Annotated in this window: 13 protein-coding genes and 2 rRNA genes; 8 read left to right on the forward strand and 7 right to left on the reverse strand. The window is 36.0% G+C overall.

Annotation, left to right across the window (positions count from 1 at the left end; all coding sequences use genetic code 11):
- Positions 1–127 precede the first annotated feature (127 nt).
- From ACVEGE_RS07485 to ACVEGE_RS07495, 3 genes are all read left to right on the forward strand, one after another.
- Positions 128–3012: ribosomal RNA gene (locus tag ACVEGE_RS07485) — 23S ribosomal RNA — on the forward strand.
- Between the two features lie 205 nt (positions 3013–3217).
- Positions 3218–3327: ribosomal RNA gene (gene rrf / locus ACVEGE_RS07490) — 5S ribosomal RNA — on the forward strand.
- 323 nt (positions 3328–3650) lie between these two features.
- On the forward strand, positions 3651–4043 hold the full coding sequence (locus tag ACVEGE_RS07495; RefSeq protein ID WP_192502033.1) for an ISAon1 family transposase N-terminal region protein: 393 nt from the start codon (positions 3651–3653) through the stop codon (positions 4041–4043).
- A gap of 246 nt (positions 4044–4289) precedes the next feature.
- On the opposite strand, the gene ACVEGE_RS07500 is transcribed toward ACVEGE_RS07495, so the two are convergent.
- The gene (locus ACVEGE_RS07500; RefSeq protein ID WP_173854735.1) at positions 4290–5303 is read right to left on the reverse strand and encodes an IS30 family transposase; all 1014 of its coding nucleotides are present in this window, start codon (positions 5301–5303) and stop codon (positions 4290–4292) included.
- Between the two features lie 94 nt (positions 5304–5397).
- Between ACVEGE_RS07500 and ACVEGE_RS07505 the strand changes: the two genes are divergently transcribed.
- From ACVEGE_RS07505 to ACVEGE_RS07515, 3 genes are read left to right on the forward strand one after another with little or no spacing between them, the layout of a single operon-like run.
- Positions 5398–5565, forward strand: coding sequence for a hypothetical protein (locus ACVEGE_RS07505; protein WP_225738044.1), 168 nt, complete (start codon positions 5398–5400; stop codon positions 5563–5565).
- Between the two features lie 17 nt (positions 5566–5582).
- On the forward strand, positions 5583–6212 hold the full coding sequence (locus ACVEGE_RS07510; protein ID WP_255505323.1) for an ISAon1 family transposase: 630 nt from the start codon (positions 5583–5585) through the stop codon (positions 6210–6212).
- Positions 6213–6235: 23 nt separating this feature from the next.
- Entirely contained in the window at positions 6236–6505 is a 270-nt protein-coding gene (locus ACVEGE_RS07515) for an MDR/zinc-dependent alcohol dehydrogenase-like family protein (protein WP_225738046.1), read from the forward strand.
- A 90-nt stretch (positions 6506–6595) separates the two neighbouring features.
- On the opposite strand, the gene ACVEGE_RS07520 is transcribed toward ACVEGE_RS07515, so the two are convergent.
- From ACVEGE_RS07520 to ACVEGE_RS07545, 6 genes are all read right to left on the reverse strand, one after another.
- The gene (locus tag ACVEGE_RS07520; protein ID WP_192499868.1) at positions 6596–7444 is read right to left on the reverse strand and encodes a DUF3078 domain-containing protein; all 849 of its coding nucleotides are present in this window, start codon (positions 7442–7444) and stop codon (positions 6596–6598) included.
- 436 nt (positions 7445–7880) lie between these two features.
- Positions 7881–8390, reverse strand: a complete 510-nt coding sequence (locus tag ACVEGE_RS07525) for a DUF2480 family protein (protein ID WP_173856017.1) — start codon at positions 8388–8390, stop codon at positions 7881–7883.
- Between the two features lie 76 nt (positions 8391–8466).
- On the reverse strand, positions 8467–8790 hold the full coding sequence (locus tag ACVEGE_RS07530; RefSeq protein ID WP_173851382.1) for an SUF system Fe-S cluster assembly protein: 324 nt from the start codon (positions 8788–8790) through the stop codon (positions 8467–8469).
- Between the two features lie 60 nt (positions 8791–8850).
- Positions 8851–9270 (reverse strand): SufE family protein, encoded by a 420-nt coding sequence (locus tag ACVEGE_RS07535; protein ID WP_192499869.1) that lies wholly within the window; start codon positions 9268–9270, stop codon positions 8851–8853.
- Positions 9260–9703 carry a hypothetical protein gene (locus ACVEGE_RS07540; protein WP_192499870.1) on the reverse strand — a complete coding sequence of 148 codons (444 nt, stop codon included), beginning with the start codon at positions 9701–9703 and terminating at the stop codon, positions 9260–9262. The genes ACVEGE_RS07535 and ACVEGE_RS07540 overlap by 11 nt, the downstream gene beginning before the upstream one ends.
- Positions 9704–9713: 10 nt before the next feature.
- The gene (locus ACVEGE_RS07545) at positions 9714–10928 is read right to left on the reverse strand and encodes an aminotransferase class V-fold PLP-dependent enzyme (RefSeq protein WP_192499871.1); all 1215 of its coding nucleotides are present in this window, start codon (positions 10926–10928) and stop codon (positions 9714–9716) included.
- Positions 10929–11107: 179 nt separating this feature from the next.
- Here ACVEGE_RS07545 and ACVEGE_RS07550 point away from each other — a divergent pair, with 179 nt between their 5' ends.
- Together ACVEGE_RS07550 and ACVEGE_RS07555 are read left to right on the forward strand one after the other, a co-directional pair.
- Positions 11108–12454, forward strand: coding sequence for a serine hydrolase domain-containing protein (locus ACVEGE_RS07550; RefSeq protein WP_192499872.1), 1347 nt, complete (start codon positions 11108–11110; stop codon positions 12452–12454).
- 3 nt (positions 12455–12457) lie between these two features.
- Complete coding sequence (locus ACVEGE_RS07555) at positions 12458–13132, forward strand: hypothetical protein (RefSeq protein ID WP_173851372.1); 675 nt, start codon at positions 12458–12460, stop codon at positions 13130–13132.
- The last annotated feature ends 22 nt before the right edge of the window (positions 13133–13154 follow it).

Below are 13154 nucleotides of genomic sequence, written 5' to 3' on the forward strand. Positions count from 1 at the left end.
TGACATATTGAGATAAGAAAAATATTAAAAGTAGAAAGCATACTTTTTAGTAATTAGACATTAGCCAAAAGGCAATAGTTTTCGAACTATTGGCTATTAACTTCTGGCTATTGGCTAAAAAAAAGTACAATAAGCAAAATAAGGGCGTATGGGGGATGCCTTGGCTCTCAGAGGCGATGAAAGGCGTGATAAGCTGCGAAAAGTTACGGGGACAAGCACACATTGATTGATCCGTAAATTCCTGAATGGGGCAACCCACTAGATTGAAGATCTAGTACACCTTCGGGTGGGCAAACCCGCTGAACTGAAACATCTAAGTAGGCGGAGGAGAAGAAAACAAAAGTGATTCCGTAAGTAGTGGCGAGCGAACGCGGATTAGCCCAAACCAATGTTGTTACGGCAATGTTGGGGTTGTAGGACCACGTTATTTGTTGCGGATAGAATTAGAATTTACTGGAAAGTAAAGCCAAAGAAGGTGATAGCCCTGTATAAGTAATAGAAGATAACAATAGTGGTATCCTGAGTAGGGCGGGACACGAGAAATCCTGTCTGAATTTGGCGGGACCATCCGCTAAGGCTAAATACTCCTGAGAGACCGATAGTGAACCAGTACCGTGAGGGAAAGGTGAAAAGAACCGTGAATAACGGAGTGAAATAGATCCTGAAACCATACGCTTACAAGCGGTCGGAGCCCTTTAGTGGGGTGACGGCGTGCCTTTTGCATAATGAGCCTACGAGTTAACGTTGCTGGCAAGGATAAGTGGTTAAGCCACGGATCCGTAGCGAAAGCGAGTCTGAATAGGGCGCTTTAGTCAGTAGTGTTAGACGCGAAACCGTGTGATCTACCCATGGACAGGTTGAAGCTTTGTTAACCCAAAGTGGAGGACCGAACCCGTTGACGTTGAAAAGTCTTGGGATGATCTGTGGGTAGGGGTGAAAGGCCAATCAAACTCGGAAATAGCTCGTACTCCCCGAAATGCATTTAGGTGCAGCGTTATGTTTAAAGTTATATAGAGGTAGAGCTACTGATTGGATGCGGGGGCTTCACCGCCTACCAATTCCTGACAAACTCCGAATGCTATATAATGTTTCGTAACAGTGAGGGCTTGGGTGCTAAGGTCCAAGTCCGAGAGGGAAAGAACCCAGACCATCAGCTAAGGTCCCCAAATATATACTAAGTTGAAAGAACGAGGTTTGTCTGCATAGACAGCTAGGATGTTGGCTTGGAAGCAGCCATTCATTTAAAGAGTGCGTAACAGCTCACTAGTCGAGCGGACGAGCATGGATAATAATCGGGCATAAGTATATTACCGAAGCTATGGATTTACAATTTATTGTAAGTGGTAGGGGAGCATTCTCACAGGGTAGAAGGTGTATCGTAAGGTATGCTGGACCGGTGAGAAAAGAAAATGTAGGCATAAGTAACGATAATGCGGGCGAGAAACCCGCACACCGAAAGACTAAGGTTTCCACAGCTATGCTAATCAGCTGTGGGTTAGTCGGGACCTAAGGCGAACCCGAAAGGGACAGTCGATGGACAACGGGTTAATATTCCCGTACTACTGTTAACTGTGATGGGGTGACGGAGTGATGAAAGTGCCGCGAACTGACGGAATAGTTCGTTGAAGTACCTACCTATAAGCTGCGCAGGCAAATCCACGCGGCTTGGGGAAATACGATAGTACTCGGAGTCTTCGGACGAAGAGATAGTGCACCTAAGGGCTTCCAAGAAAAACCTCTAAACTTCAGGTTAATAGTACCCGTACCGCAAACCGACACAGGTAGTCGAGATGAGAATTCTAAGGTGCTCGAGAGATTCATGGCTAAGGAATTAGGCAAAATAGACCCGTAACTTCGGGAGAAGGGTCGCCAGCAGCAATGCTGGCCGCAGTGAAGAGGTCCAGGCGACTGTTTATCAAAAACACAGGGCTCTGCAAAATCGTAAGATGAAGTATAGGGCCTGACACCTGCCCGGTGCTGGAAGGTTAAGTGGAGATGTTATCTTCGGAGAAGCATTGAAATGAAGCCCCAGTAAACGGCGGCCGTAACTATAACGGTCCTAAGGTAGCGAAATTCCTTGTCGGGTAAGTTCCGACCTGCACGAATGGTGTAACGATCTGGACACTGTCTCAGCCATGAGCTCGGTGAAATTGTAGTAGCGGTGAAGATGCCGCTTACCCGCAGTGGGACGAAAAGACCCTGTGCACCTTTACTATAGCTTAGTATTGACTTTGGACAAATGATGTGTAGGATAGGTTGGAGACTGTGAAGTGGCGTCGCTAGGCGTTGTGGAGTCATTGTTGAAATACAACCCTTTGTTTGTCTGAAGCCTAACCCCGCGAATGCGGGGGACATTGCTTGGTGGGTAGTTTGACTGGGGTGGTCGCCTCCAAAAGAGTAACGGAGGCTTCTAAAGGTTCCCTCAGTACGCTTGGTAACCGTGCGTAGAGTGCAATGGCATAAGGGAGCTTGACTGAGAGACATACAGGTCGATCAGGTACGAAAGTAGAGCATAGTGATCCGGTGGTTCCGCATGGAAGGGCCATCGCTCAAAGGATAAAAGGTACGCCGGGGATAACAGGCTGATCTCCCCCAAGAGCTCATATCGACGGGGGGGTTTGGCACCTCGATGTCGGCTCGTCACATCCTGGGGCTGGAGAAGGTCCCAAGGGTTGGGCTGTTCGCCCATTAAAGTGGCACGCGAGCTGGGTTCAGAACGTCGTGAGACAGTTCGGTCTCTATCTACTGTGGGCGCAAGAAATTTGAGTGGATCTGATTCTAGTACGAGAGGACCGAATTGGACAAACCTCTAGTGTATCTGTTGTCACGCCAGTGGCATCGCAGAGTAGCTACGTTTGGAAGGGATAAGCGCTGAAAGCATATAAGCGCGAAACCCACCACAAGATGAGATTTCTTTTAAGGATCGTGGGAGATGACCACGTTGATAGGCTATAGATGTAAAGGCAGTAATGTCATAGTCGAGTAGTACTAATAATCCGTAAGCTTATGTACACCCTTTCCAGTGCACGAAAGTGCACTGGGGAAACTTTCTCCCTTCGACTTCGCTCAGTGAAAGTCAAGATTAATACTTTTTTCTTTATCTCAGTATGTTAAGATATTATTAGTTAATTAGTGATTAGGCAAAGTCTAAAACTACTTACTAAATTAGATGCTAGCTAATGCCTTATGGCTAATGGCTAGTCCCTAAGCAAGACCTTAAGGTGGTTATTGCGGCGGGGCTCACCTCTTCCCATCCCGAACAGAGTAGTTAAGCCCGCCTGCGCAGATGGTACTGCAGTTATGTGGGAGAGTATGTCGTCGCCTTTCTTTAAAAACCCCTATCCGATAAGGATAGGGGTTTTTTGTTTTAAATTAGTTATGTATTTATGTGGGAGCACTCCTGAAAGCTCTATTGATTAACTGGGTATCGTGCCTTGGATCATAACTAAAACCTGTGGAGTAGTAAAAATTAGGCATAGATTTTCGTTAACCTAAACAGGAAAAATTCTATGTTTCTCACTCCTCTATCCCGATAGCTATCGGGAGAGTCCTAAAAGCTTTTATTTTAGCATTGAAGGATTCCGCTGAAGCATTTGTACGGCTCAGATAAAAAAGTTGGGGATAAATTTTAAATTAGCAAAAAAAAGCAAATGGATTTTTCGATATTTTCTTCCTTTCTACCCGAAGGACTATTATTTCATTTTGATATTGTTGATTTCAAAGAGTTGGGGAATTTTCAAACAAAGAAAGATTGTTTCTTTATTTATTTGGATGAGAAGAACATTCTTCCCAAAGACTACAATCCTAATGAATTTGAATCTAAAGGGTTTTATGAACGAGCTTTAATACAAGACTTTCCAATAAGAGGAAAAGCAGTTTATTTAGTTATTCGAAGACGAAGATGGCGTAATAAAATAGATAGAAGCATAGAAATCAAAAGTGATTATTCTTTTATAGCTGAAGGCTCAAAATTAACAGTTGAGCTTTCAGATTTTTTAAAAGATACAGGTCGAGACCGAGACCCGAGAAGATACGATAAGTAATATTGCTAGTTACTATGGTATTAAAGCTAATTTATTACAACGTCATTACAAGAAAAAAATCAGTGGTTTTAAAGATTGGGAACAATTTAATCAGGCCGAAGATTATTTGATATGGCGGATTCAAGGGTCTAGCGCAACAGTGTTAGTTTTTTTTAATTAATCAAATTTAGTATTTTTCTTAGATAATGTGCTTAATTTTAGAATAACTTTTTTGGCTTTTTAAGGAGCCAAAAGTTATTTCCAAACTTAAGCCGTTGCTTGATTCATTTTGTTGATTTCCTCGCTTCTCATTTCATTAGGTGTCTTGAAACCTAAAACCTTTCTAGGTCTGTTATTTAGGTTGTTTTCTATTCGTTTTAGTTCTTCAATAGTTATTGTGTTAAAGTCGGTTCCTTTGGGTAAAAACCTTCTAATTAGTCCATTAGTATTTTCATTTGTTCCTCTTTCCCATGAGGAGTATGGATGTGCAAAATAAATATCCATTCCAGTTTTTTCTGAGAGCCATTTATGATTAGCCATTTCTATTCCGTTATCGTAAGTCATTGTTTTTCTGAGGTATTGAGGTTGTTTATTTAAGAGCTTTGCAAATTCGTGAGTTACTGTTTTGGATTTTCTGTTGTTGATTTTTACAATAATTAAAAATCTAGTTTTTCTATCTACAATGGTTCCAATAGCACTTTTGTGTGCTACACCAATCATTAAATCTCCTTCTAAATGTCCAGCTTCAAGGCGTTCCTCGATATATTTAGGTCTATCATCAATACTGACTTGGTCTTTGATTCGAGTTTTTTTTATACCATATTTCCTTTTGTCCCGTCTTTTGTGATGATGATAGGGTAGAAGTTTGATTAGTTTTTTACCCAACGTAGATTGTCTAAATCTATAAATATGCTTATAAATAGATTCGTAAGAAATGGACATAATAGGGTCATTTGGGTATAATACCTTGATTTGTCCAGCCATTAATTCAGGGCTCGTCCCCTTTAATAAACTTCTATAAATGAACATTTTAAGTCTGGGATGTGAGTTTATTTTATCTTGAGTTCTTTTGATTTTATTGTTTTCTAAAGCATACCAATGTGCTAAATCAGCCTTGTAGATGTCGGTTGGCTTTAATATCCAAAGTTTCACTTCTTTGGTAATGGTGGATCTATTTCGGTTTACTTGTTTTGCAATGTAGCTTTTGGACTTATTTTCCTTGAGTAAAGTCTCAATTATAATACGTTCTTCGAAGGATAATCTTTTGTACTTTTTTTCCATAATTCAACAAAGATAAAATTTATCATTTGTTGCGTTAGGTTCTTGAATTCTCCTATATCCTGAAAACATTGGAGAAAATCTTAGTATTGATGAATTGAGTTTATCAAAAGGAGAGCTTTATACCTTTGTAACCAATAAAAAAGGAAGAGGAAAGAAAAACACATTAGTAGCAGTTATAAAAGGGACTAAAAGTCAGGATATCATTGACGTTTTGAATAAAATTCCATTAGATAAAAGAAAATTGGTAAAGGAAAATTGGTAAAGGAAATAACCCTTGATATGGCTAATAATATGCAATTGGCCGCAAGAATGAGTTTTCCTGAAAGTAATTTAGTTACCGACCGATTCCACGTTGTAAAATTGGTAATGGAAGCTTTACAACATCAAAGAATTAAATTGAGATGGGACGCAATAGAAAAAGAGAATCAAGCAATTAAACAGGCCAAAGAACTGGGGACAAAATATATTCCAATTACTCTTGAGAACGATGATACTCCTAAGCAGTTATTAGCTAGAAGTCGTTACATTATTGCTAAAAAGGAAAACCATTGGACAACAAACCAAAAAATAAGAGCAGAACTGTTATTTAAAAATTACCCTTTATTGCATCAAGCTTACAAAAATACCCTAGAGTTTAGAAACATTTATGAACAAACCTTAAAAGAAATAGCAAAAGACCAAATTATAAACTGGATAGAGGAAACTAAACTATTAAAGTTAAACGATTTCAATACCGCTGCAAACAGCTTGAAATATCATTTAGAAACCATTTTGAACTTCTTTATTAAAAGACATACAAATGCAAATACAGAATCATTTAATTCTAAGATAAAACTATTTAGAGCTAATCAAAGAGGCGTAGTAGATGTAAAATTCTTTCTCTTTAGAATGGAAAAGCTTTTTGCTTAATCTCCAGTAAATTTATGTGAGCCGTGATTACCTGCTGCGGAAACGTCGCTTCTCCAAAACGAGACCTTACTGTTTTTACTTTTATTCTAAGAGGTATTGCACTTGTAGGTATCGATTCTCAAAATTACCCAATGTCATATAGAGAGCAGGTGTGGAATAAATTAGCAAAGGAATGGAAAACGGATGCTTTCGCAGCAACTTGTAATGAAGTTACATTGAATGAATTAAATAAAAAAATAAAATTAATACTCGAAGGTAAATTAAAAGGTAGGACAGTAGTAAAAATACAGTAGTAAATTCTATCAAGGATTAGTACTGAGCCAAATAAAAAAATCCCTTTGGAAAAGTATTCAAAAGGGATTTTTGATTTAATATGGTTTGACTTAGAAACCGTAGTTTACACCAATTCCAAAAAGTTCTTTTACTTGAACACCTTTTATGGAGTTATCATCATAAATAGCCTGTAGAGCAACATTTGCCGAAAGGTATTTGTTGATTTTCATCACAACATTCATTTGGTAATCAACATCAACATTTTGAGGATTGTCTAAATAATTAGAATATAAGTTTAATCTGTTTTCCACAGAAACATTACTCATAACAACAAACTTATAATAAGCTGATATGCTTGCTCCAAATTCAAATCGAGAATTATCACCTTGTAAAACTCCAAATGAAGGTCCAAATTCAGTAAAATGGCTGTGAACAAAAATTGCTTTTGCAGCAGCTGGAGCAAAGTTAACACTTAAATTATCACTTTTTTTCCATAACATACCTGGACCTACTTGGAAGTAAGCAGGTGAGAAAAAGTGTGAAATACGCACATTGTCTTTGTCTAAACCAGTATCCATCTGGCTCTTGAAATTGAAGTAAGCGGAGTAGTACCAGTTTCCTGACGCTTTTTTACCCCAAAGTGAGTTCAATTCAATTCGGTCATCAGTTTTTGCTGTTTGATCATCTCCTTTTATTTTACTTAAACCATAAGCAAGAATGAATTTATTATCCCAAACAACATCATCTTTTTTATAGTTAAAATCATAGTTTATTCCGAAATTCCCAGCCACATTAGATGTACCACCACCAAGCCATTGTTTATTGTATGATGATTGATTGAATAATAAGGAGATGTTTCCTTTTTTAGTCCAAAGTTTTGTAGAATCTTTTACAACTTCCTGCGCATTTACAGTTGTTAATGCAAAAATAAATAGGAATGTAAGTAGTAATTTTTTCATAAATATTGTTTTAAAAAGACAAAGGTAATTAAAATAATGAGAATACGTAATAGTATAATCTTCTGAATTTAAGTTGTTTGTGTTTTTTTTTGTATCTTATTTCTATTGCTTTAATTTGTTAAATTTATAGAAAAAATATGTTATTTTTATACCTCTTTTGCTTTTTTGTATAATGCTGATAATTAGTAGTGTATCTTGTTAAATAACGGTTTTTATTGATTTAGTTTTACACTTTTGATACCATTAAAAATAGCTATAAAAAGTTTATTTTTTAGAGTTAGAAACTGGCGATTATTTTTTTAGATGAACTGCGAATATTCTCGACTAGATGCATTAAAATATTTTATTCACGTTGTTAATAAACTAAATAACGCAAATTTGGCGAAAAAAGTATTGCTCTCTCTTCGCCAAATTTGCGTTATAAATTGTAACTATTTTATTTTTTAGCCGTTTTATATAAAGGCACTGCTGAACATGCTTCGCCATACATAATGCTTCTTGCAAATGGTTGCAAGTTTTGTGCGGCTAAAACATAAGCACGCATAGGAACGGGTTTTTTAGAACAACCTTTAATAATAACAGGTTTGTCTTGGTAAACAGTATAATCCATCTTGGCAAGAATTTCCTCGTATAAGGCAGCGTCTAAATCTTCAAGGATACCGTTTACAATTTTTTTTGCAAAGGGTGCTACTTGAATCGTTACGAGTATCGAAGCCCAAGCTGGAACAATAGCATCTGTACTGCAATTAATTGCTACATAATGGTCTTTGTATTGTGCCCAATCATGATTTTTAAGGTGTTCTCTAAAATCTTTTTCTTTCAATAAGAACCCCTCTAATAACCATTGCGAAATATCAATTTGTGTTCGTATACCTTTTGGATAATAATCCTCAAGATCAAAAACCTCAAGAACACTACTCGCTACTTTATTTATGATTTCTTCCATCTGTTTTTGTTTAAGGTTTAAGGTTGCTAGTTTGATTTTGTCACAATCAATTTGAAACCTTAAACTTGAAACTCTTTTACAACATTCCTAGTTCTAGTTTTGCTTCTTCACTCATTAAATCTTTACTCCATGGTGGGTCAAATGTAATTTCTACTTCAGCATCTTTTACGTGTTCAATAGATCTTACTTTGTCTTCAACTTCTTTTGGCAAACTCTCAGCAACTGGGCAGTTAGGAGAAGTAAGTGTCATTAATATTTTTACTTCGTAATCAGTATTTACCATCACGTCATAGATCAATCCTAATTCATATATATCAACTGGAATTTCAGGGTCGTAAATTGTTTTTAATTTTTTTACGATTGCTTCTCCTAATTCATTTGTATCTATCTCTTGTTCCATTTTTATTCTTTTATTTATTATTTCTGTTGTTGAGCCATAAAGGTTCACTTAAACTATTTGTTATTTTTTAGCATTAAATGCTAAAGCATACATTTTAATGTTTTTTATCATGGAAACTAATCCATTTGCGCGAGTTGGAGATAAATGTTCCTTAAGTCCTATTTCATCAATAAAATTCATATCGGCTGCAATGATGTCTTCAGCTTTTTGATTTGAAAATACCCGAATCAAAATCGCGATGATTCCTTTAGTTAATATTGCATCGCTATCAGCTGTAAAAACAACCATGCCGTCGTTTTGCTCACCTTGTAGCCACACTTTAGACTGACACCCTTTGATTAAATTTTCTTCTGATTTGAACTCTTCTTTTATTAATGGCAGGTTTTTTCCAAGGTCAATGATGTATTCATAACGTTGCATCCAATCATCAAATATGGAAAATTCATCTACTATTTCTTCTTGTATGTCTTTAATCTTCATTGTCTTGTTTTACAAATGAGTTTATTTTATTTACTAACGTCTTTATTTCATAAGGAGGAAAACCATGATCAAAGCTAGGGGCTTCATAAGTAGTTCCTTTATAGGTTATTGTCAATTTGGCTATAGCCGCACCATCATAAAAACGCTTTTCTGTTGGTGATTTTAAATCTTTAATTTCATCCAAATTCACTTCTTTAAAGATGGCGATTAGTTCTTTCCAATCTGCATCAGTTATTTTTGTTGGAACTATTTTATCATTTCCACTACGCTCTTTAGAAACAGAAACCATTTGTTTCTCAATAGCTACTTTTTGATAATATCCTCTTGTATTAGCGACATACTCGATTATAGCAGTATTGATATCTTGATTTTTATTGTTATCGCAACCTTTTCCAAGGAATAATGTCAAGAATAGTAAAGAAAATAGTTTCATATTGATAGTTTTAAGATAGCATCATTTGCGCTTTTTTCAAGGCTGCAACCATAGCGTCAATTTCCTCTGTTGTGTTATAAAAAGAAAAGGAAGCACGGATTGTTCCTGGAATATTAAAATAATTCATAATTGGTTGCGCACAGTGGTGACCTGTTCTAACCGCTATTCCTAATTTGTCAATTATCGTACCAATGTCATATGGATGAATTCCTTCAATATTAAACGAAATCACTGATGTTTTTTCGGCTGCGGTTCCTATAATTCGTAAACCTTCAATTTCTAGCAAACGCTTAGTACCGTATTCTAATAATTTAAGTTCTTGTTCTTGAATATTTTCAAAACCTACACTGTTCATGTAATCTATTGCCGTTCCTAATACAATACCGCCAGCAATATTAGGCGTTCCCGCTTCAAATTTATGAGGTAGTTCAGCATAAGTAGTTTTTTCGAAAGTGACTTCTTTAATCATTTCGCCACCACCTTGATAAGGAGGTAATTTGTTTAACCAAGCTTCTTTTCCGTATAAAATACCTGTTCCCGTAGGACCACACATTTTATGTCCTGAAAAAACATAGAAATCACAATCTAGTGCTTGCACATCAGGTTTAATATGAGGTACCGCTTGTGCGCCATCAATTAAAATAGCAGCACCCACTTCATGTGCTTTGTCAATCATATATTTTATAGGATTAACCGTTCCTAAAGCATTCGAAATGTGATTAACAGTGACGATTTTAGTTTTATCTGACAATAATTTGTCATATTCTGCCATTATCAATTCGCCTTTCTCATTCATCGGAATCACTTTTAAGACCGCTCCAGTTTTCTCACATAACATTTGCCAAGGCACTATGTTACTGTGATGTTCTAATGCTGATACTAAAACTTCGTCACCAGTTTTTAAGATAGAAGCAAATCCATTTGCGATTAAATTAATGCCAAAAGTGGTTCCTGAAGTAAAAAGTACTTCGTGCGAAAATTGGGCATTGATATGATTTTGCACTTTACCACGCGAGATTTCATAAGCATCAGTAGCTAACTGACTCAAAGTATGTACTCCGCGATGGATGTTAGCATTTATTTCTTGATAATATTTTGATATAGCATCAATAACCACTTGTGGCTTTTGAGAGGTTGCTCCGTTATCGAAATATACTAATGTTTTTCCATTAACTTTTTCAGAAAGAATAGGGAAATCGGCTCTTATTTTTTGAATGTCTAGCATAATTATTTAGAAAAATTCTACATACAAAAGTACTAAATATAAACCACTATGAAATTACGATATCCAAGTTTTTAATAGATTCTTAACTATGGTTTAGTATCAAAACAGTTATAAAGTTAAATGGAACTTTATTTATGTACCTTAAATGTTTTTAATAAATTGCATTAAAATAACTCCTTATGAAAAAATTCTTAAAGCTTGTTGGTATTGCCTTACTTATAGGTGTTTTTTATATCGGCTTCACGACCTATCCTAAACTGGATTTAATCTCGGGCTTTTCAGCCAAAAGTATAGCGTCTGGACATTTTATTGATGGTCGTTCACAGGAAATGATCGAAAAGGGAGACAACGATATAAAGCTGATTGATTTAGCTAAAAACAAAATAAATGAAGCTGGTAAGTTTGCTACGGCATCTGTTTATGGATTGAAAGAACGTAAAGCGATTTACCGTGAAGGTTTAGGAGCTACTTTGATTGATGAGGATTTTGATAGTAGTACCCCTTATGAAATACCTAAGCGAAATAAATCTAGAAATAATTTGACCTTTCCTTATGGAGATAAGGAGCAAAAAGACACGGTTTTTTCAAATGTGGATTATGCCAAATTAAATTCGGCTGTGGCCAATGCTTTTGACACCGAAGGAACTGTCGCTAAGCGCACACGATCCTTACTAGTTATTTATAAAGACAAAATTATCGCTGAGAAATACGATACAGGTTTTAATAAAGAAAGTAAAATTCTAGGTTGGTCAATGACCAAAAGTATTACCGCGACTGTATTTGGGATTCTACAGTATCAAGGAAAATATACTATCAATACACCTGCTCCTATCCCAGAATGGAAAAATGACGATCGTAAGATTATCACAACCAGTGATTTGCTACACATGAATTCTGGCTTAGCATGGGAGGAAGATTATACAGCTATTAGCGATGCGACAAAAATGTTGTTTCTATCACGTAATATGGGTCGCATTCAGTTAGAAAAGAAAGTTGCCTACAAACCTAATACCCATTGGAACTATTCCTCAGGAACGACTAATTTATTGTCTTATATTTTGAGAAATCAATTTAAGACGCATCAAGAATATTTAGATTTTTGGTACTCGGCGCTGATTGATAAAATTGGTATGAACTCTATGGTCGTTGAAACTGATATGGCAGGAAATTTCATTGGCTCGTCTTATGCTTGGGCAACCACGCGCGACTGGGGGAAATTTGGTTTACTGTATTTACACGAAGGAAACTGGAATGGCGACCAATTATTCGATAAAAGCTGGGCCAAATATGTAGCGACACCTACCAATGGATCCAAAGGTGATTATGGAGCACACTTTTGGCTAAATGCTGGAGGAAGATATCCTGATGCACCTAAGGATTTATACTCTGCCAATGGTTTTCAAGGACAGAAGGTATTTATCATTCCGTCTCAGGATTTAGTAATTGTACGAATGGGTCTAACCGAAGATGCTAAGTTTGACGTCAACGGTATGCTGAAAGGGATTTTGGGGAGTTTTAAGAAGTAAATTATGATAAACGAAAATTATCCATTGATGGAGGCTTTGAAGAAGTATAAAGCAAATTTTAATGTATTGCTGTTTATTTGTTTACCAACTAACACTAATTTTGGTAATTTAAATCTAATTTGGATGCAAATTGTTGTTAGAATCGAAAATTGCAATAGTGAAATTATAAATATTTATGATGATTTTTATAATTCGAAAAAGGAATTAGTGTTAAGCGGAACTGTCGATTTAAGTCTTGATATAGGTTATAAAGAAATAATGAAAATTGAACAGCTTTTTTATTGGTTAAGAAAGACGTCGGATGAATTAATATCTTTGATTTTCATATTGAGTTATTTTAAAGAAAATACTAGATATCCGCTGAAGATTAAAGTGAGTTCAATTGGCGAGTTTCTTAATAAGGAAAAATGTTTTGATGGGGAATTTGATAAGTTTAAAAGTATTTTACTGACATTGAATGAAATTTCTAATGGATATAAACATTCCTTCATTAATGCTCAGCTTAATTCTTATCGTGGTTCTGCATATCCAGTTGCTTTTGCATATTTAATGAAGTACAATGATTCAAAAAATTCTCCAGAATTTAGTTCGATTGATTTGAAAGTATTTTTAAAGGAGTATGATGATTTTTTAAAATTTACTAAAAAGTATATTGAGCTAATGTGTGTGAATGAATAATATTTTTTAGCCCAGATAGCAG

Source organism: Flavobacterium sp. PL002 (assembly GCF_054165825.1).

What these genes read in the sequence shown, in the direction of transcription:
- ACVEGE_RS07495 (WP_192502033.1), top strand. Translation starts at nt 3,651, where the DNA reads ATGGATTTTTCGATATTTTCTTCCTTTCTACCCGAAGGACTATTATTT.
- ACVEGE_RS07500 (WP_173854735.1), bottom strand. Translation starts at nt 5,303, where the DNA reads ATGGAAAAAAAGTACAAAAGATTATCCTTCGAAGAACGTATTATAATT.
- ACVEGE_RS07510 (WP_255505323.1), top strand. Translation starts at nt 5,583, where the DNA reads ATGGCTAATAATATGCAATTGGCCGCAAGAATGAGTTTTCCTGAAAGT.
- ACVEGE_RS07520 (WP_192499868.1), bottom strand. Translation starts at nt 7,444, where the DNA reads ATGAAAAAATTACTACTTACATTCCTATTTATTTTTGCATTAACAACT.
- ACVEGE_RS07525 (WP_173856017.1), bottom strand. Translation starts at nt 8,390, where the DNA reads ATGGAAGAAATCATAAATAAAGTAGCGAGTAGTGTTCTTGAGGTTTTT.
- ACVEGE_RS07530 (WP_173851382.1), bottom strand. Translation starts at nt 8,790, where the DNA reads ATGGAACAAGAGATAGATACAAATGAATTAGGAGAAGCAATCGTAAAA.
- ACVEGE_RS07535 (WP_192499869.1), bottom strand. Translation starts at nt 9,270, where the DNA reads ATGAAGATTAAAGACATACAAGAAGAAATAGTAGATGAATTTTCCATA.
- ACVEGE_RS07540 (WP_192499870.1), bottom strand. Translation starts at nt 9,703, where the DNA reads ATGAAACTATTTTCTTTACTATTCTTGACATTATTCCTTGGAAAAGGT.
- ACVEGE_RS07545 (WP_192499871.1), bottom strand. Translation starts at nt 10,928, where the DNA reads ATGCTAGACATTCAAAAAATAAGAGCCGATTTCCCTATTCTTTCTGAA.
- ACVEGE_RS07550 (WP_192499872.1), top strand. Translation starts at nt 11,108, where the DNA reads ATGAAAAAATTCTTAAAGCTTGTTGGTATTGCCTTACTTATAGGTGTT.
- ACVEGE_RS07555 (WP_173851372.1), top strand. Translation starts at nt 12,458, where the DNA reads ATGATAAACGAAAATTATCCATTGATGGAGGCTTTGAAGAAGTATAAA.